Origin of the sequence: Priestia aryabhattai, from assembly GCF_023715685.1 — a bacterium.
Classification (GTDB): Bacteria; Bacillota; Bacilli; order Bacillales; family Bacillaceae_H; genus Priestia; species Priestia aryabhattai_B.
This window is the reverse complement of sequence record NZ_JAMBOQ010000002.1, coordinates 122,173-140,987: the sequence shown is the minus strand read 5'-3', so window position 1 is coordinate 140,987 and position 18,815 is coordinate 122,173. Positions and strand designations below refer to the sequence as shown.

The following is an 18,815-nucleotide window of genomic DNA, read 5'->3' as shown; positions in this document are numbered from 1 at the left end:
CCTAGCCGCCGGGCACTTTTAGGGAGGAACACGTATGAAACAATATATTTTTTATCGGTTTTTACAAATGATTCCTATTTTAATTGGCACATCTTTTCTTATTTTTGTTCTTTTTGCTTTATTGCCGGGGGATTATATTGACTCAAACCCTAAACTGACTCCGGAAAGAGCCCAGGAATTACGAGAATTATATGGACTTAATAAGCCGGTTTTAGAACGTTACGTAAATTGGTTTATAGATTTAGTAAAAGGAGACTTTGGTTTTTCATTGAAGTACCAAGAACCTGTGACATCGTTATTAAATAAATTTATTTGGAACTCATTTCTTATAGCTGCCGTTTCTCTATTTTTCACGTGGACTATTGCTCTATTTACAGGGGTTATTTCAGCTGTAAAACAGTACTCTTGGTTCGATGGTTTTGTTACACTTGGCGTTTTTGCCGCTATGTCCTTCCCTTCTTTCTTTATTGGTTTATTGCTTATTAAATTTTTTGCTGTTGATTTAGGAATTTTGCCAATTGGAGGAATGATTGATACAGGCAGTAATACAACAAAGCTAGCTTACCTGCTAGAAGTAAGTAAACATATGGTGCTACCGGTGACGATTTTGACACTTCTAAGCGTAGGTTCATTAACCAGATATTTTCGTACGGGAATGCTTGAAGTCATTCGGCAAGATTATATACGAACAGCGCGTGCAAAAGGATTAAAAGAACGTTCTATTATTTTTAAGCACGCGTTAAAAAATGCGTTGCTTCCTGCTATTACACTGTTAGCTTTTGAACTGCCCGGGCTATTTTCCGGTGCGATTATAACTGAACAAATTTTCAACTGGCCCGGAGTGGGAAGAATTCAGCTCGAAGCATTAAGCTTTAGGGATTATCCAGTCTTAATGTCTTTTACGATGTTACTTTCTTTCTTAACGATTATAGGTAACTTTTTAGCAGACATTACATATGCAGCGGTCGATCCGCGAATCCGGTTAAAGTAGGCGATTATTGTATGGAAACTTCATTAGTAACAGATCAGCCGCAAAAAGACGCAGTTTCAAAACCAATATCACTATGGAAACAAACGTATAAGCGGCTGCGAAAAAATAAATTAGCAATCAGTGGATTATTCTTTTTGCTTGCCATGGTTGCTTTTAGTTTTATTGGTCCTTTGTTTTCTCCTTATGTTAACAGTACTGTAAACGTTAATTTAATGAACCATCCCCCAAGCGCCGAGCATTGGTTAGGTACAGATAAGTATGGAAGAGATGTACTCACCCGTTTGATGCTTGCTGGTCAAATTTCTCTCACTGTAGGAATTGCGTCGATGGTTCTATCCGTTTTAATCGGCTCTGTTTTAGGAGCCGTTGCCGGTTTTTATCGAGGCATCACTGATCAAGTGCTGATGCGACTTGCTGACATATTGATGTCTATACCTGGCCTCCCTCTTTTATTGATCATGGGAGCTATTTTATCAGAATGGAAAACTCCTTCTGAATACCGTATTTATATTATTATGCTAATGCTCAGTTTAATTGGCTGGCCTGGACTTGCAAGACTTGTTCGCGGCCAAGTTCTCTCATTGCGTGAACAGCCTTTTATTCAAGCAACACAAATATTAGGTTTAAGCGATAAAAGAAAGATTTTTTATCATTTAATCCCTAATATTTTCCCTTTATTATTGGTTGTTTCTACTTTGAACGTAGCAGGAGCTATTTTAAGCGAGTCTGCTTTAAGCTACTTGGGACTAGGTGTGACTCCACCTACACCTTCTTGGGGAAATATGATTGATGCAGCTAATAATTTAGTTGATTTTAAAAAGCGACCTTGGCTGTGGATTCCACCAGGCGCTGCCATTTTTTTAACGGTCATTTCGATTAACCTTCTTGGAGACGGTTTAAGAGATGCGCTTGATCCTAAAATGAAAAGGTAGGTAATGAATAGATGAATACACCCTTACTAGAATTAAAAGATCTACACACCTCTTTTCATACGGAAGAAGGTACGGTTACAGCAGTAAACAACGTCAGCTTTTCCATTAATTCCGGTGAAACGGTATGTATCGTTGGCGAATCGGGATGCGGGAAAAGCGTAATGGCTCTATCCATTATGCAGCTGCTTTCTGATTCAGGGGAAATTACAGATGGTAAGATTTTATTTAATGGATCAAATCTATTAGAAAAAACAAAAAAAGAGATGAGAAAAATTAGAGGAAAAGACATTGGGATGATTTTTCAAGAGCCGATGACATCTCTAAATCCAGTATTCACTATTGGAGACCAAATTACCGAGACTCTATTAGAGCATCTATCTATCAGTAAAACTGAAGCCTATGATAAAGCCATTGAACTTGTTACACTTTTAGGTATACCTAATGCTAAAAAGATAGTAAAAAGTTATCCGCACGAGCTAAGCGGAGGTATGCTTCAGCGGATTATGATTGCTATTGCGCTCGGGTGTAACCCTAAGCTATTAATTGCCGATGAACCTACTACTGCTCTAGATGTAACGATTCAAGCTCAAATATTAGATCTATTACAAACTATAAAACAGGATCTTCGTACGTCTATCTTATTTATCACACACGATCTCGGCGTTGTAGCTGAAATGGCTGATACCGTAATGGTGATGTATGCAGGTAAAATCGTAGAGCAAGCACAGGTAGTTGAGCTATTTAAAAATCCAAAACACCCCTATACCAAGGGCCTGCTTCGCTCAAAACCAGTTATCGGCAAACGAACACAACGGCTTCATTCAATACCGGGGCAAGTACCAAAACTTACGGATCTTACAGAAAGTTGTTATTTCAGCGAGCGCTGTGAACACTGTATGGATATTTGCAAAACACAAGCTCCTCCCTTCATTTCAGAAAATGACCACTACACAGCCTGCTGGCTTTATAAGGAAGGTACATATCAATGAGTGAAACGCTGTTAGAAGTAAACAACTTAAAAAAATTTTACTCCTCTAAATCTACACTATTTACATCAGCAAACGAACAGGTAAAAGCGGTAGATGGAGTAACATTTTCAATTAAAAAAGGTGACATTTTTGGATTAGTTGGTGAGTCCGGAAGCGGTAAATCTACTTTAGGAAAAACCATTTTAAGACTTCATAATAAAACAAGCGGAGACGTATTTTTTAAAGGAAAGAATGTTTTTAAGCTGTCTAAAAAAGAGCTGATTCATTACCGTTTGCAATCACAGCTCGTCTTTCAAGATCCCTTTAGTTCTTTAAATCCTCGAATTAGAATAGGCGAAGCGATTGGAGAAGCTATGATTGAACATAAGTTAGCTTCCCGAATTAACGTAAGAGATCACGTCTTGTCGATTATGGAAAAATGCGGTTTATCTCCTCACCATATAGACAGATACCCGCACGAATTTTCAGGCGGACAGCGTCAGCGAATTGTCATTGCCAGAGCCATGGCTTTAAACCCTGAGTTTATTGTAACGGATGAGCCAGTATCTGCACTGGACGTATCGATTCAAGCTCAAATTATTAATTTGTTCAGTGAACTTCAAGAAAAAGAAAATTTGTCTTATCTGTTTATTTCACATGATTTGAGCGTCGTCGAGCACCTGTGTAACAAGGTTGCTATTATGTATTTAGGAAAGATTGTGGAGCAAGCATCAAGAGATGAATTATTCACAAATCCACTGCATCCTTATACAAAAGCGCTGTTATCTGCCATACCGATACCTGACCCAACCATCAAAAAAGAAAAAATCATTTTGAAAGGTGAAATCCCAAGTCCTATTACCCCTCCCTCTGGGTGTAAATTTAGAACAAGATGCCCGATAGCTCAGAAGAAATGTGCAGACATTCCACCTGACTATAAAGATGTTGGTTCTAATCACTTTGTAGCCTGTCACTTTGTATAAAGACTCATAAGAAGAGGTTGAGACATAACTACATCAATCCAATCTCAAGACGAACAAATGATTTAGTATAAATCGCTTGTTACACCGCGGTTGATTTCCGTGCAAGGCTTCGCTTTCCGCGGGCGGCCGGTGAGCCTCCTCGTCACTTCCGCTCCTGCGGGGTCTCACCTATTCCGCTTTTCCCACAGGAGTCTTCGCCTTGCCCTCGAATCAACGGCTAGAAGCAACTGAACACATTAAATCTAAGTTCACCATGACAACAAAAAAAACCCAAAGTATTAATCAATAATTTCGATTAACAGTTCGGATTTCACTTCAACTAAAAGACTTTTGTCTCAGCCTCTTCTTATTATAAGTGTGAAACTTTTTTCTCACCTGCCTTTGCTTTCAAAGAAACATACTGACACAAAATAGAACCCGATTTCATTCTTCTTTTTTATAAGTCACACTCGTTTGCCCATCGATACTCACCGGCACTTCACCAACCAAGGTAACTCGTCTCATAACGCGGTGCTTTTCCCCGTAGTCATTAATTGCATAATGCTGGGTTGCACGGTTATCCCAGATAGCAATATCACCAGCTTTCCAATGCCAGCGAACCGTGTTTTCTAACCTTGTTACATGATCTTGCAGAACCGAAAAAAGATGATTGGAATCCGAAGAAGATAACCCTTTGATTTTTTTCACAAAATGTCCTAACACTAACGTACGCTCTCCCGTTTCGGGGTGAATTCTTACAACTGGATGTTCTGTTTCATAGACAGTAGAAGCGAATACTTTGCGATGACGTTCTAAATCTTCTTGTGAACGATTAGGATGTCTTCCACCGTAATCATAGTCATTCGTATGCACCGCCCAAAGCTGATCAGCTAGCTGACGCAGTTCCGAAGGAAGGTTTTGATAGGCAACGGCTGTATTTGCCCAAACTGTATCCCCTCCTGATTCTGGAACAACTACGGCTCGAAGAATAGATGCCTTTGGATATGTATCGATGAACGTTACATCGGTATGCCAAGAATTAGCTCGCCCTCCTCGTTCAGAATCCAGTTCGAATAAATAATTGCTGCCTTCTTTTATAGGAACGGTAGGATGTGCTTCCGGTTCACCAAATAACGTAGCGAAAGCCTCTTGTTCAGCATCGTCAATATGCCCTTGTCCTCTAAAAAAGACTACTTTATGCTTTAGCAGAGCTTTTTTAATGGCACTGACTGTCTCGGCATCTAAATTCGAAGATAAATGCACTCCTTTTATTTCTGCTCCAATGTGACCAGCGATAGGCTGTACTTCTAAAACCGATTTTTTTGCTGTGCTTTTGCTAACTGTACTCATGATACGTCCTCCTCGTAAGTGCCCTAAAAAGAGAGCTTTTCATTTTTTTATGACAAATTCATTTTCTCGAATATAGCCGTATTCCTAAAAAGCAAAAAGGACCAGTCCATTCGCTTGAGCGATAGTCCGGCCCCAGTTGCCTGGTAGCATTACATACAGCTTTAATTCCTAGTAAATCAATTTGTTTAATTGAATAATAAATCACCAATAGATATAAGTCAATATATTTAAAATAGTATAAATTTTAAGTTTACTATTTATAATATGGAAGAAGATGAAATTAAAAAATAGATCTCCGCTTAGACTGTTTGAAGTCGGAGATCTATTTAGGTGTTTCTTACTTTATTTTTTAGTAAGGCTGCCATTTCGCTCTAAAATAGGGACTTCAATATCTACTGTGTTTGGATATTTAACCCCAAGTCCTGTATTTAAAGCAACAACCGTTTCGTTTTCTTTAATCCATCCTTCTTCTCGCAAACGGCGTGCAGCTAAGAATGTAGCAGCACCTTCAGGGCAAATGAACGAACCTTCAAGCTGAGCAACTTTTTTCTGTTCCTCAACAATCTTATCTTCGTCCACCGCAATAGCGCATCCATTTGTATTGTACACTGCCTCTAAAACAAGAAAGTCCCCGATCGCTTTTGGTACGTTGATACCAAAGGCAATGGTTGAAGAATCTGGCCAAAATTCAGATTCTTGTTTTCTCTCATTCCATGCTTTTACAATAGGCGCGCAGTTTTCAGCTTGTACCGCAACTAAACGAGGAAGATCACCTTTAATCCAGCCAAGCTCTTTTAATTCATTTAACGCTTTATATATTCCTATTAAACCAACGCCTCCTCCTGTTGGATATAAAATCACATCAGGAAGATTCCAAGAAAACTGTTCAGCAATTTCTAGGCCCATTGTTTTTTTACCTTCTATTCGGTATGGCTCTTTAAGCGTAGAAGCATCATAAAGACCCCAAGCTTTAATAGCCTCACCGACAATTTTACCAGCATCACTAATGAGTCCATCTACTAAGTAAAGGTCAGCTCCAGCGACAGCACATTCATTTCTTGTAATAACAGGCGCATCTTTTGGCATCACAACGGTTGCTTTTATTTCAGCACGTGACGAATAAAGCGACCAAGCAGCTCCGGCGTTGCCATTTGTAGGCATCGCTAACTGTTCAACGCCCAGTTCTTTTGCTTTTGACACACCTACAGCGGCTCCTCTAGCTTTAAATGATCCGGTTGGAATAATGCCTTCATCTTTCATATATAAGTTTTGAATGTCCATTTCTTTACCTAGCTTAGGCATTTTTATAAGCGGAGTCATCCCTTCGCCTAAGGAAACTACGTTTTTGGGATCTTCTACTGGAAGCAGTTCATGATATCTCCATAAATTCGGCTCCCTGCTTTGAACAGCTTCTGGAGTTAGATTCGCTTTCAGTCTCTCTAAATCGTACGCTACCAATAACGGTGAGCCACATTCACATAATTGATGTTTTTCTTTTGGACTATATTCTTTTTTACATTTAGGACAATATAAGTGAGAAACATAACTAAACGGCATCATACACACTCCTTTAAATTCTGTAAACATAATACCATATATAAAATATAATTTATAGTATTTTTATCAGAATTGTAAGGTATGATTTCCAAATCGCTTTATTGATCATTAATCAAAGCATAAAAACCCTAGTAAACTAAGGTTTTTATGCTTTTTTCGACTTTGCTTATATTACTTTTTTTTAGAATTTAAACCAGTAATTTTAGATAAAAACAGGAAAGATAAACAAAATTCATACTTTACTTATAGGAATAATTGTTTTAGTATGTAAAAAGATATTTGAAGGAGGTAGTTAAGGTGAATGCACTTTCGATAGTGAGTAAGCGCAATAATAGTATTTGTACTTGTCTAATTCTTAAAGGTTACTAAAACGCAAACAATACTACACTACAAGGAGAATTAGACAGATGGCTACAAAAAATAGATTTAAACTTAATTTAGGATTACAAGTGATTATTGGATTAATTCTTGGATTGATCGTTGGTTATTTTAGTAAAGAAGTTGGTTTGAAGTTAGAGATATTAGGAAAAGCTTTTATCCAGCTTATTCAAATGGTTATTGTCCCTCTTGTTTTCCCCTTAATCGTATTAGGAATAACAGGTATGCATGATACAAAAAAGCTAGGACGAGTCGCGTTTAAAACCCTTCTCTATTTTGAGATTGTGACTACAGTATTGATTATATTAGGAATACTCATTGCTAAAGTAACAAATGTAGGTGGACATATGCATGTAGGTGCTGTGGATACTTCTTCATTAGGAAACCTAGCAAAAGGCATCGACTTTGGAGAGTTTTTCTTAAGTATTATTCCAAGTAATATTGTAGAAGCAATGGCGCAAGGAAAGCTGTTACCGATTATCTTCTTTGGCATTTTTGTAGGGTTAGCTCTTACATCACTTGAAGATAAGGCTAAACCGGTTATTACATTCTTTGAGGCTTGGTTACAAGCCATGTTTAAAGTAGTAGAATATGCGGTATCATTTGCCCCAGTTGGCGTATTTGGATTTATCTCTTTTAGCGTAGCTAAATACGGGATTGGCAGCTTGCTTTCTTTAGGTCAATTTGTAAGTATTACGTATTTATCTTTTGCCATCACGGCATTTGTTGTTTTTCCTATTATTGCAATTATCTTCCGTATACCTTACAAGGAACTGTTAAAAAGAACGGCAGATTTAATTTTATTAACTTTTACAACGCGCAGTTCAGAGGCTTCTATGCCGCTGCTCATTCATCGATTAGAAAAGTTCGGGGTTTCACGTTCTGTAACCTCTTTTGTATTACCAACTGGCTACTCTTTTAATTTAGATGGAGCTAGTATCTATATCAGTGTAGCTATTATCTTTCTTGCTAATGTATATAACTTACCTCTTAGTCTTGAACAAATTATTGTAATTATTGGTTTATTAATGCTTATGACCAAAGGATTAGCAGGCGTTCCTTCAGCTGTCATCGTTGTGCTGTTAGCTGCCGCTAAAGAAATTGGCTTACCGGCAGAAGGAGTCGCTTTGTTATTAGCAGTTGATTTCTTTGTAGATATGGGCCGTTCAGCATTAAATGTCGTAGGAAACTCTTTAGCTACCGTAGTTATCGCAAAGTCTGAGAAGTCTTTTCATTTTAATACCGAGGACAAATAACAGTACGTTCACCCTCATGATTCAAAAACACTATGGTGAGAAAGAAGTGTTAGTTTGTTTAAACAAAGAAAATCATTTGAAGAGCTAGTAAAAGAAAATAAACAAGAATTACTAAAAGACAAAAAAGCAATCGATAAAATTGAAAAGCGTATTGAAAAACGCCATGAAGTGATAAAGCTAACTTAGTACAGTTAGCTTTATCACTTTATTTTATAGTCATATCTTTTAGCAAATTTACTTATATAAGAAGCAGTAGCTCCACTAGGATTTCACCACCGAAAACTTCACATATTATTCAGAACTAACCTACTTCAGCAAGACCTTCCTTAAACTATTCGACAATGCATCTACTTGCAGAACTCTATCCAGCTTCTCTTTATTAAACCGGTCTTTAAATTTCACATCGTTAACTGCTGCTATAGATACTTCGTGCGGGTCTTTTTCAAGAAGTATCAACTCATCTCGCACTGAGACGATGCCTTCTTAACTTATTCAAACCTAAATCCAATTCCACCGTCTACAATAATGTTTTGACCCGTAACAAAAGATGCGTCATCAGAAAGGAGCCATTTTACTGCTTTTGCGGCTTCAAGCGGATCACCAATTCTGCCTAGCGCATTTAACTTTTGATAGGATTCATTGAGCTTTACTTTTTCCTCAGAAGATAGAGTTGAAAATTTTTCTTCTAGCATAGATGTACGAAATGCACCTGGGCAGAGAGAATTAATTCTTATATGTTGATGGCCATATTCTTGAGCAACTGACTTCGTTAAAGCGATAACCCCACTTTTCCCAGCGGCGTATACGCCAGTCCCTGGTGAACATAAAATAGCGTCCATTGACGATGTATTAACAATGACACCGCTGTTTTGTTTGGTCATTACCTGCAGCTGATATTTCATACAAAGCCATACACTTTTTAATGTAACGTTAATTAAATGGTCAAAGTCTTCTTCTTTAAACTGATGTGTAGCATTGGAGGAAGCCTCTGTGTTAGCCGCATTATTAAAGCCAACATCGATCTTTCCAAATGTAGAGTATGTTTGGCTAACAAGATTTTTAACATCTTGACTATTCGTTACATCCGTTTTGATAAAAATAGATTGAGGTGACCACTTTCTTAATATAGAAAGAGCTTCTTCTCCTTTTTCACTATTTCTAGAAGCAATAACAACAGACATCCCTTCTTTTGTGAGTAATTCTGCTGTAGCTAAACCAATCCCCGACGTTCCACCCGTAATAATACCTACCTTTTCTTCAAACATATATTTCTCCCCTTTTGCGTTCAATGAAATCCGAACAAATTAAATTTAGTAACACCAGTCATAAGAGTTATTTAGCTTTGTATAGGCTAATACCTGCTTCGAAACAATAAAAAGAGCACCCAATGAGCGTATTAGGTGCCCGTGCATGATAAGCTAGCTACTAACTTGATTATGTGGAACAGATAAAGTCATCTTTTGTTCTTCTCTTAATTTTTGTAACTGATTTCCTAACTTCAACTCATTCACCTCTATAACTAGGGCAACGTGTAAATAGAATCTACTTGCCTTAAGCTTTCTCGTTTTCTACAATTCTAACATATTGTGGTAAATAAGAAATAAATAGTTAATGAGGCGTATTAAAATCTACATGTTCAAAGACCTTAAAGAAACAATGATAAAAATAGTGAGAATTCTCATGTGTAAAAAATGAAATAATGCACTTTTACCTCTCCCCTTTATTGTTTATACTAAATATTGGATTGTACGAACATAGAAACAAAAAAGGAGGCAAAATTACGATGGAAATGCTACTTATTTATATACTTGTTGTAGCTCTTATAGGATTTATTATTTGGAGAAAATTAAAAAAGAAAAATAAGCCCATTAAAAAGAATGGACTTGGTATATTAGCGCCTATTTTTTTCATATTGATTGCATTTTCACTTAGTCTAAGTCAGCTGATGCACATACCGGGCCAACCATTTCACTTACCTCCCTACTGGGAAATGATGATTGCTGGTTTATTAGGTGTTATATTTGGACTCATTATGCTCAGCCAAACAGACTATGAAGTAAGAGAAGATGGCTTCATTTATTCAAAGCCAAATAAAAATTTTAAATATGTGATTATCGCTATTATCTTCATAAGAATGGCATTAAGCCAATACTTCAAAGGCTTAGATTCCATAGACTTCGCGGTCTTAACGATGACACTGGCTTTTATATATATTGTTATTTGGAGAATTGGCAGCTATCTAAAATTCCGTAAATTAAACGGAGATAGCTACAGCGTAAATGCTGGATAATCACGAATATTACCTGTGACTAAAAGATCCTTCTTTCTGCTTGGAAAGAAGGATCTTTTGTCATAGTGAGTAAAATCCCGCGTGTTGTGTAAGACAACACATATGTTGTATAACGCAATATGTGTTTTTTATAACAGTAGTCTCTATATAAATAAAGCAGATTAAATTAAAACTGTACCTAATCACCCGCTATTTGATTTACAGGTATATCATGAAAGGAAGCGTAACATGACATTTATCAATTCTGTAACAGGCCCAGTCCATACGTCAGAACTAGGGCTAACATTAATCCATGAACATATGCGCGTTCGTTCTGAATCTGTTTATGCACAGTTTCCTCATTTATATGATGAGGAACAAGAAGTTGGAAAAGCAGCAGAACAAGTAAATCGTGCGAAGAAGCTCGGAGTTAAAACAATCTGCGATTCTACGGTGATGGAACAAGGGCGCGATATTCGCTTTATTGAACGAATTGCCCGTGAAACGGACACTCAAATCATCGCAGCTACAGGAATTTATACGTATAACTACATCCCTACCCACTTTCAAACTCGAAGCATTGACTATATGACAGAGCTGTTTGTTAGAGATATAGAAGTAGGTATTCAAAACACATCTATTAAAGCTGGGTTTTTAAAATGCGCCACAGATGCACCTGGTGTAACAGCTGATGTAGAAAAAGTAATGCGCGCCGTAGCACGAGCTCATAAAAAAACGGGAGTGCCAATTATGACGCATTCACATCCTGCAAGCGGAACAGGCTTAAAGCAGCTTGACATCCTACTGGAAGAAGGCGCTAATCCAAATCAAATTCTGATTGGACATACGGGTGATACGGATAACCTCGAGTATATTTTAAACATATTAAATCAAGGTGCCTTTATCGGTATGGACCGCTACGGCCTAACAAGAGAATGTTCAACCGAAAATAGAAATCAAACGGTCATGGAATTAGCTAAACAAGGATATTCAAATCGCATGTTCCTATCACAAGACTACTGCTGTACAATGGACTGGTTTCCAGAGGGCGTGATTGAGGAACGTTTTCCAAAATGGTCGATGAGCTTTGTATTAGAAGAAGTCGTGCCCGAATTAAAAAGAAAAGGCGTAACCGAACAACAGATTCAGCACATGCTTTTCGATAACGCTCGCTGTTGGTTTGAAGGAAAGTGAAAATAATGTAGACATTTTTTCCGTTACTATATAAATACTCCCCTATAAATCGAGCAAAAGATTTATAGGGGAGTAAAAGCTTATATCTGTTTTTACAACTCCTGTGAAAGCGTTGGTACCGAACACCATATTATATATAGGGTGCACGTTAACAGGAAGAGATATTCTTACATACTATTTTTTGAGAAATGACTTTTCAAAATATCCTAAAAGATATTCTAACGTTATTGGATCACTGTAAGTGGATGCTTTCGTATTAATTTCCAATACACGGTTGTTTTTAACCGCAGGTATGTTCTTCCACACACTCGTTTTTAAAAATGAATTATCGCCATCTGTGCTTTTACTCAAGATGATATAATCCCCTGCAAACTCAGGAAGTAATTCTGAAGAAAACGTATAGATACCTGATGCAAGTGCTTTCTCTTTTACTTTTTTAGGTATGTTTAGTTTCATTGCCTGATACAATACTTCTGTTCCGCGCGCATAGTTATTTCCAAATACATAAAACTCTTTATTGCCGCTTTCAATCACAGAAACAGTGGCATCCTTACCAATTTTTTTACGTATTGCTTCTCCTGCAGATGCTGCACGTTTTTGAAAATCATTCACCCACTCTTTTGCTTCTTTTTCTTTGTTTAATAGCTTTCCAATTTCTATTTGCTGATTCAAATAATCTAATTTCCCCCAAGTATAAACAACTGTAGGAGCTATTTTATTTAGTTTTTTAATGTTTTTCATTTCAGATCCGGCTATAATCAAATCCGGTTTCAGCTCCATGATCTTCTCCAAATCATCCTCTGATACCACTTCTACTCCTTTTACTTTTTCTTTAAAAAGCGGATTCATGCTGCTCCACTCATCAATTCCAACGAGCTTTCCTCCTAATGACATTACATTAGGGCCGTTACTGAGGGCCACTATTCTTTTAGGATTTTTAGGAACCTTAACAGGTCCAGTTTCTGATTCGTATGTAAATGTTTCATTTTCCGTGTTACCATCATTCTTCCCATTTGTCGTGGTGCTGTTTCCACACGCACTAACAATAATGGTTAATATAAGTAGGAATGGGATAAAAAATAGCTTTTTCAGGTTGACCTTCTCCTTTTAGGTTATATTTAATTGATAATGATAATCTTTATCAATAATTCTGCTCTATACATTATACTCGAGTGATAATCATTGTCAATAACTTTAAAATTTTCCAGAGATAAAAATCAAAAAGGCCTCTAGATGATATTCACTCTAGAGGCTCTTTATATAATTTAATCCTACAAACTGTTCTGTTAACCAGTTTTTCTTAATAATTTTTGTTTTTCTTTGGTCTTTTTTATCATAAAGTGTACACCAGATAAGCACAATCCAACGCCTATTCCTATCGTCAAGTTTGTAAAAACCGTTAACAAAAAGGTCGTGAGTAAAACCAGCGAATGAAATGATTTTTCTTTTACCACCTTTGAAAACTGTTCTTTCTTACTTATGTTCCATGCCACGACCATTAAAACTGGGGCGAGACTAGCAAGTGCAACGTATGAAGCATATGGAGCGAGTACTAACAGCACAATCAAAACAAAGATAGCATGCGTGATTCCTGCAATTGGAGACGAAGCGCCGTTTTTAATATTGGTAACAGTTCTTGCAATTTCCCCCGCTGCAGGAATACCTGAAAACAGCGGCGTCACCATATTTACAATTCCTTGGCCGATCAGTTCTTTTTTGCTGCTGTGCTTTGATTTCGTCATTTCATCTGCAACGCGAGCTGTCAGTAAAGATTGTAACCCTACAAGTATAGCAATCACAAAAGCAGAAGGTAAAAGAGTTACAACCCTCTCCATTGTTATATCAGGAAACGTTGGCGCCGGAAAATGACTAGGTATCTTTCCATAAATGGAACCAATGGTTTCAAACTGATTTGAAAAGAAATAAGAAGCCAAGCCAGTTGATACAATAATTCCAAGTAAATAGGACAGCCCCAGCGATTTAGGTGAAAAGTAAAGAACAACTAAAATTGTAACTAAGCACAATACCGCTGTAGCGATGCTATAGATGTTGATGAAGTGTAAATTACCAACAATCTCTTTTATATTCAAATGAAAATACTGATATTTTTCAATAGCGTGTAATCCAAGAAAGTTTGGGATCTGCCCACTAAAGATAATCAGCGCAATCCCCGACTGAAATCCTACAATAATAGATGACGGAAAAAACTTGATTAAAACTCCTACTTTGCATAGCGCAAAGATAATGAGGAGAATTCCGGACATAAAGCCCGCAATTAATAAATTTTCATAGCCATATTGCAATACGATACCTAATAAAACTGGAACAAACGCACCGGTAGGTCCTGCAATTTGAAACCTACATCCACCTAAAATAGCAATTAACAATCCCGCTACAATCGTTGTATAAAGTCCTGTAACAGGCGATATTCCAGAAGCTATCGCAAATCCTAACCCTAAAGGTATAGCTATAATGCCAACAACAATACCTGATAGTATATCTTTCTTCAAATGATGCAAGGAGTAATTTCGAAAAACCTCTAGATTCATAAGTGTACATCAGCCTCCATTTTAAGTAGTGAGGTTACCCATTCGTATTTTCGTCATACAACCTTATCTAGCTTTAATCCATCCAAAATAAGGTGGGCTACTCGATTACTTCTATCTTAAATGAGACAACTTACAAAAAAATAAAGAGGAAATTAGAATTTTCTTAGTTAGTTATTAAAATTTTCTTAAAAATTATTATAATTTATTCTTTTAGTTATTTTTTTAGATGAGTCTAGGTAAAACCTATATTGCCTATTTATAAATATAGCAAGCAAGATAACTCTATAAAACATCCTTAAAAGTAGTACTTTTAAGCATTTGATAAGCAAATTAGCTATGAAACTTTCTCTTCTCTTTGTTCTTTTGATACGCTACAAAAAAGGATACTGGGACTGAACCAATGCCTATACCAATTGAAATAAACAACGCCTGACTCAACTGAAGATTGGCATTTGCTGCTACTTTACTATAAATCATAAAACATACAAAGCTTAAAACACCTACAGCAAAAGAGGTCAGCGCATGCTTATACCATTTCGTCATATTATCCTCCTTTCTCTTATAACAGGATAAAAATAAAAAAAACCTACCCGCTGCTAAGGTTATGGTTATTTCCAAATTATCACATCTTCTATTTATTTCTTTTCCTTCTTTTTTCTTGTTAAACAAGTCCGGCGCGGCTATAAAAGTTAGAATATTAATAAGGATGGGAAAGAGCTTAATCAAATCAACGTGGCAGAATGAAGACCAAGCAACCGTGAGAAGAACAGGAAGATAGAGTAGTAAACATTGAGCTCAGGTAGTATAAAAGCATAGCGATTGCATGTATATAGCTAAAAATAAAAAAGCAGGAGTCCTCCTGCCTTTTTGCATATGTAATTCCTCTTCACTATGTCAACTCAGCGCTTTTAGCTATCATAAAAGCAGAGATACTAAACAAGACAATGAATAAAGAAGCGGCATGTAACAGTAAAAAAAGAAATTTTTGGCCGCCTTTAATAAAGAAAGAATAAATCATCCCTAGGATTGTCACTAAGATTACAAGTGCTGCTGCTATTTTGATTAGTATAGCAAATACATTCCCCGCAAATACAATTGACGGAATAAAAGACGCTATAATAATGATATACAAAATCAGTGTAGCAAGAAAAGCGGTTTTTGATACGTTTGAAGCATGTTTAAACAAATTCCCCATATAATCTCCTTTCTCATTTTAAAACTGCATCTTTTACTATAATACATGTAGATAGAGGACACAATTAACTTTTGTAAAAATCCTCATAAATTAAGCTTTATCGCCAATGAGATCGGTTATATTTTTGAGATCTTGTTTGCTCAGTTTATAAAATTTTGTTGGTGTTTCTTTGTTTGAATTATTTGTTGATAAATAGCCCTGTTCTCCCCTGTCTGTTAAGGTTAAATGCATTTCTTTATGGGAAGAATCTTTGTATTCAATATAAATATCGTACATAGGTCTTAGAATCATCACATTTTTATTAGTTGGAGCAGCCGATTCAATAGCTCTTTCTATCGTTTCTGTCACCTTTTGATCTTGTGAAGAGTAGAAATAGTCATCATAAAAACCATTGTATCCTTTCGATTGAGAAATAGAGATGGTTTTTGGTTCCTTTTTTAGTTTTACTGTCTCATTGTTACTTTGGCATGCGGTAAGTCCACATGCAAGAAGCCCGCTACTCAGGCTTAAAACAAATTGTCTTAACATACTACGTCCTTTCCTATCCATAAAAAATAAATGACAATACATAACATTTTTACACATTTAATCTAATTATAAAAGGTTTTGTTATCTCAACAACACCATTTCCTTTTTATGGTATAATCAAAAAAGTAAAATTTATAGGGAGTGAATACATTGGAAACTAATACAAAACCTCAAGTAAATACCACCTCTATTGTTTCTCTAACTCTAGGTGTCCTGTCCATTTTTATTCCTATCATCGGTTTTATTACAGGTATTATTGGCATTTTTCTCTATAAGAAAGCATCAAATGAAATAGCCGCTACCAATCAAGGCGGTAAAGGGCTCGCTATTTCCGGACTTATCTGCAGTATAGTAGGAGTGGTTTCTCAGCTACTCTTTGTGTTAGGAATTATTACGTTTGTATTTGCGGGAACCACGATGGAGTAGAAAGACTTGGGTTTTTTATCATAAGTAGCAAAAAGGAATGTAAGAAGGTAATAATCTTGCATAAGGTTATCATGATTTCTACGTCAGATATGTACTGCTAACTTTAAATTCATTGTTAAACAACCGGATCCTTGCTAAGGATCTGCTTGTTTTTAACGTTTGGATAAAGATAATAAATCTTGTAACTAGAATTAATATACCACCAATTACCACTGTCAACACACTTCTTAGAGCCGATGCCCAATTGTTTATTCTAAAGAACCCTGCGATACCGATAAAAAATAGAATAATTGCTAAACAAAAATTTATATACAATAATGAAGGGTGATTAAAAGCGAGAAAAAACAAACCCCCGCACAGTAATGCAAACGTAAATGACCAGAAGTTGATGATGCGTGCCACTTCAATTAGCCTCCTTCCTCTTTAAAATCTCTCTGTTTAAAAACATCTTGAAGTATTTATTTTAAGTCTGTTTTTAAACGCTGCAAGAAAAAATCGCAAACTTCATTTTGAATGCACTGCTTCTTTCATTTTGTTGGACGATCGTTCTTAGCTTTGCTTCTAATGAACACAAAGTGATAAAAACGGCTATAAATTCTATAATAGCTAAAAACATAACGGCTTCTCCCCTTTTTTAAAACAATCAACCATATACGAACCCATCCAATCTAATATGGAATGTTATAACAGTTTTCTTTGATAAGCAGCATCTACTATTTTCTTTAGCCCTTCGCTTCGTTTAAAAATAAACGTAGTCCAAAAGATTCTGCTCTTTTTCTTTAATTGCTCCGACGTGTAACTTCCTAAGTCAAATCTTCTCCAACAGCCACCGATAGAAAATGCTTATCATATATTACTCCCTACATCTCAAAAAAGCTATGCCTCTCCACTTTGCACACTCTAAGCGAAAACTTTTGATACCATTCTGTTTTCCCTTTGTGCTGTGCTGCGCGGTGGGCTGAGTTTTGTTTCCACATCCTTATTGATTCTAAAGAATCCCAGTATGAAACGGTAATACCTAAATCTTTATCTCTGGCACTTTCTATTCCTAAAAAGCCTTTTTGTTTAGATGCAAGCTCTACCATTTTATCTGCCATTATTCCATATCCCTTCTCACCTTCTGTTCTTTCAGAAGCAAAAATAACGGCATAATAAGGCGGTTCGGGGGTTTTGACAATTCCAGCCATATTGATTTCCTCCTTTATAAGTCAACTTAATAATGAAAAAAGTATATTTTCTATTATCTTTAGCATTACTTTTATAAATTCCATTATAATACTTTTTTAGTTTATCCACACAAAATATAACATTTAATAGTACAGTAAGATAAATATTCCATTTTTATGATATAGTCTTTTATATGTAAGTAATAAACAAGTAGAAATGGAGTTTCAACATGAGGAACATAAGCAAGGTAACAACAGGAACTATTACAATCGCCTTGGCGCTTGGATTAATGGGGTGCAGTCCCGCGCGTTCAAGCAATGAAAGCATAGATGGAAGTGAGGCAAAAAAAGAGTTAGCCATAGAGCTGAAATTCCTGCAAAACGAGTCCGAACGCTTAATCAATAAAGACGCAAAGATAGAAGATAAAACGTTTCAAAGCTATAAAAATGATTTTAACTTGCTGTCTGCGTCTATTAATAGTATGTCAAAAGTAAAAACACAAAGTAATAACGAGCTAAAAGAAAGCATATCGCAATTAGAAAAAGATGTAGATGCTTTAACCGAAAAAGAGTATGTAAAATCCTATAAAAGATTTAATTCAAGCAAGACCATCTATGAAGTGACGCTAATGAACAATATGCATGACATGATAAATGCAACAAAAGATTGGGATGAAGACAATAACGAATTGGCCTTATTTGATAATAAACATATGCGTTCTTCTGAAGCACAAATAAAAAAAGATATGGGTCCTGCAATCGATCATATTAACACCCTGTCTAAATATAAAATAGAACTCATGCAAGACGAAATTCAAAAACATCGCGACAGTTTTACAAAACTGCAGCTCGAACAGTTAAAAAAAGCCACTCATAATTTTGATTTGTCTTTAGACAACCAAATTAAGTCTATTCAAGCTTATAAACCTATAGGTGAAGATTATAGTGTAAGTAGAGGCTTTAGCTATAAAGCATCTGAAAAGTATACAAATGCCTGTATTTACATTACAGATTTCGAATCTAATTTAGGAATTGCCAAAGCCGGTGATTTTTAAAAAAAGCCTCTCTAAAAGCAATTTTTAGAGAGGCTTTTT

General features: G+C 36.2%; 21 protein-coding genes. 10 read left to right on the top strand and 11 right to left on the bottom strand.

What is annotated here, in order from left to right:
* Positions 1 to 34: 34 nt before the first annotated feature.
* From M3225_RS07335 to M3225_RS07320, 4 genes are read left to right on the top strand one after another with little or no spacing between them, the layout of a single operon-like run.
* Positions 35 to 991: an ABC transporter permease gene (locus M3225_RS07335; protein ID WP_251392110.1), complete on the top strand. Its 957-nt coding sequence runs from the start codon at positions 35 to 37 to the stop codon at positions 989 to 991.
* An 11-nt stretch (positions 992 to 1,002) separates the two neighbouring features.
* Positions 1,003 to 1,923 carry an oligopeptide ABC transporter permease gene (gene opp4C, locus M3225_RS07330; protein ID WP_251392108.1) on the top strand — a complete coding sequence of 307 codons (921 nt, stop codon included), beginning with the start codon at positions 1,003 to 1,005 and terminating at the stop codon, positions 1,921 to 1,923.
* Positions 1,924 to 1,934: 11 nt separating this feature from the next.
* Positions 1,935 to 2,912: an ABC transporter ATP-binding protein gene (locus M3225_RS07325; protein WP_251392106.1), complete on the top strand. Its 978-nt coding sequence runs from the start codon at positions 1,935 to 1,937 to the stop codon at positions 2,910 to 2,912.
* Positions 2,909 to 3,874, top strand: a complete 966-nt coding sequence (locus M3225_RS07320) for an ABC transporter ATP-binding protein (RefSeq protein WP_251392104.1) — start codon at positions 2,909 to 2,911, stop codon at positions 3,872 to 3,874. Before M3225_RS07325 ends, M3225_RS07320 begins: the two co-directional genes overlap by 4 nt.
* 423 nt (positions 3,875 to 4,297) lie before the next feature.
* Here M3225_RS07320 and M3225_RS07315 read toward each other — a convergent pair whose 3' ends face one another.
* Both M3225_RS07315 and M3225_RS07310 read right to left on the bottom strand, forming a co-directional pair.
* Positions 4,298 to 5,203, bottom strand: coding sequence for a TauD/TfdA dioxygenase family protein (locus M3225_RS07315; protein ID WP_251392102.1), 906 nt, complete (start codon positions 5,201 to 5,203; stop codon positions 4,298 to 4,300).
* A 342-nt stretch (positions 5,204 to 5,545) separates the two neighbouring features.
* Positions 5,546 to 6,760: a threonine synthase gene (locus M3225_RS07310; protein WP_251392101.1), complete on the bottom strand. Its 1,215-nt coding sequence runs from the start codon at positions 6,758 to 6,760 to the stop codon at positions 5,546 to 5,548.
* Positions 6,761 to 7,167: 407 nt separating this feature from the next.
* Between M3225_RS07310 and M3225_RS07305 the strand changes: the two genes are divergently transcribed.
* Positions 7,168 to 8,394: a dicarboxylate/amino acid:cation symporter gene (locus M3225_RS07305; protein ID WP_251392099.1), complete on the top strand. Its 1,227-nt coding sequence runs from the start codon at positions 7,168 to 7,170 to the stop codon at positions 8,392 to 8,394.
* A gap of 54 nt (positions 8,395 to 8,448) precedes the next feature.
* Positions 8,449 to 8,580, top strand: a complete 132-nt coding sequence (locus tag M3225_RS07300) for an FbpB family small basic protein (protein WP_251392098.1) — start codon at positions 8,449 to 8,451, stop codon at positions 8,578 to 8,580.
* A 120-nt stretch (positions 8,581 to 8,700) separates the two neighbouring features.
* Here M3225_RS07300 and M3225_RS29460 read toward each other — a convergent pair whose 3' ends face one another.
* On the bottom strand, positions 8,701 to 8,862 hold the full coding sequence (locus M3225_RS29460; RefSeq protein ID WP_308215728.1) for a 3-alpha domain-containing protein: 162 nt from the start codon (positions 8,860 to 8,862) through the stop codon (positions 8,701 to 8,703).
* Between the two features lie 20 nt (positions 8,863 to 8,882).
* Positions 8,883 to 9,659, bottom strand: coding sequence for an SDR family NAD(P)-dependent oxidoreductase (locus M3225_RS07290; protein WP_251392097.1), 777 nt, complete (start codon positions 9,657 to 9,659; stop codon positions 8,883 to 8,885).
* Between the two features lie 518 nt (positions 9,660 to 10,177).
* Between M3225_RS07290 and M3225_RS07285 the strand changes: the two genes are divergently transcribed.
* Positions 10,178 to 10,684 (top strand): CcdC protein domain-containing protein, encoded by a 507-nt coding sequence (locus M3225_RS07285; protein WP_251392096.1) that lies wholly within the window; start codon positions 10,178 to 10,180, stop codon positions 10,682 to 10,684.
* A gap of 228 nt (positions 10,685 to 10,912) precedes the next feature.
* Positions 10,913 to 11,857 carry a phosphotriesterase family protein gene (locus M3225_RS07280; RefSeq protein WP_251392095.1) on the top strand — a complete coding sequence of 315 codons (945 nt, stop codon included), beginning with the start codon at positions 10,913 to 10,915 and terminating at the stop codon, positions 11,855 to 11,857.
* A gap of 174 nt (positions 11,858 to 12,031) precedes the next feature.
* Here M3225_RS07280 and M3225_RS07275 read toward each other — a convergent pair whose 3' ends face one another.
* The 5 genes from M3225_RS07275 to M3225_RS07255 form a co-directional block, all read right to left on the bottom strand.
* Positions 12,032 to 12,949 (bottom strand): iron-hydroxamate ABC transporter substrate-binding protein, encoded by a 918-nt coding sequence (locus tag M3225_RS07275; RefSeq protein ID WP_251394352.1) that lies wholly within the window; start codon positions 12,947 to 12,949, stop codon positions 12,032 to 12,034.
* 194 nt (positions 12,950 to 13,143) lie between these two features.
* Positions 13,144 to 14,406: a SulP family inorganic anion transporter gene (locus tag M3225_RS07270; protein WP_251392094.1), complete on the bottom strand. Its 1,263-nt coding sequence runs from the start codon at positions 14,404 to 14,406 to the stop codon at positions 13,144 to 13,146.
* 330 nt (positions 14,407 to 14,736) lie between these two features.
* Positions 14,737 to 14,949 carry a hypothetical protein gene (locus M3225_RS07265; protein WP_251392093.1) on the bottom strand — a complete coding sequence of 71 codons (213 nt, stop codon included), beginning with the start codon at positions 14,947 to 14,949 and terminating at the stop codon, positions 14,737 to 14,739.
* A 346-nt stretch (positions 14,950 to 15,295) separates the two neighbouring features.
* Entirely contained in the window at positions 15,296 to 15,601 is a 306-nt protein-coding gene (locus M3225_RS07260) for a hypothetical protein (protein ID WP_251392092.1), read from the bottom strand.
* A gap of 90 nt (positions 15,602 to 15,691) precedes the next feature.
* Positions 15,692 to 16,129, bottom strand: a complete 438-nt coding sequence (locus M3225_RS07255) for a hypothetical protein (protein WP_251392090.1) — start codon at positions 16,127 to 16,129, stop codon at positions 15,692 to 15,694.
* Between the two features lie 150 nt (positions 16,130 to 16,279).
* On the opposite strand from M3225_RS07255, the gene M3225_RS07250 reads away from it, so the two are divergent.
* Positions 16,280 to 16,555 carry a DUF4190 domain-containing protein gene (locus tag M3225_RS07250; RefSeq protein ID WP_214986168.1) on the top strand — a complete coding sequence of 92 codons (276 nt, stop codon included), beginning with the start codon at positions 16,280 to 16,282 and terminating at the stop codon, positions 16,553 to 16,555.
* Between the two features lie 475 nt (positions 16,556 to 17,030).
* Here the strand turns inward: M3225_RS07250 and M3225_RS07245 are convergent, their stop codons facing one another.
* Both M3225_RS07245 and M3225_RS07240 read right to left on the bottom strand, forming a co-directional pair.
* Positions 17,031 to 17,171, bottom strand: a complete 141-nt coding sequence (locus M3225_RS07245) for a hypothetical protein (RefSeq protein WP_251392088.1) — start codon at positions 17,169 to 17,171, stop codon at positions 17,031 to 17,033.
* 244 nt (positions 17,172 to 17,415) lie between these two features.
* Positions 17,416 to 17,742, bottom strand: coding sequence for an antibiotic biosynthesis monooxygenase family protein (locus M3225_RS07240; RefSeq protein ID WP_251392086.1), 327 nt, complete (start codon positions 17,740 to 17,742; stop codon positions 17,416 to 17,418).
* 209 nt (positions 17,743 to 17,951) lie between these two features.
* Between M3225_RS07240 and M3225_RS07235 the strand changes: the two genes are divergently transcribed.
* Positions 17,952 to 18,776 carry a hypothetical protein gene (locus M3225_RS07235; protein ID WP_251392084.1) on the top strand — a complete coding sequence of 275 codons (825 nt, stop codon included), beginning with the start codon at positions 17,952 to 17,954 and terminating at the stop codon, positions 18,774 to 18,776.
* Positions 18,777 to 18,815 lie beyond the last annotated feature (39 nt).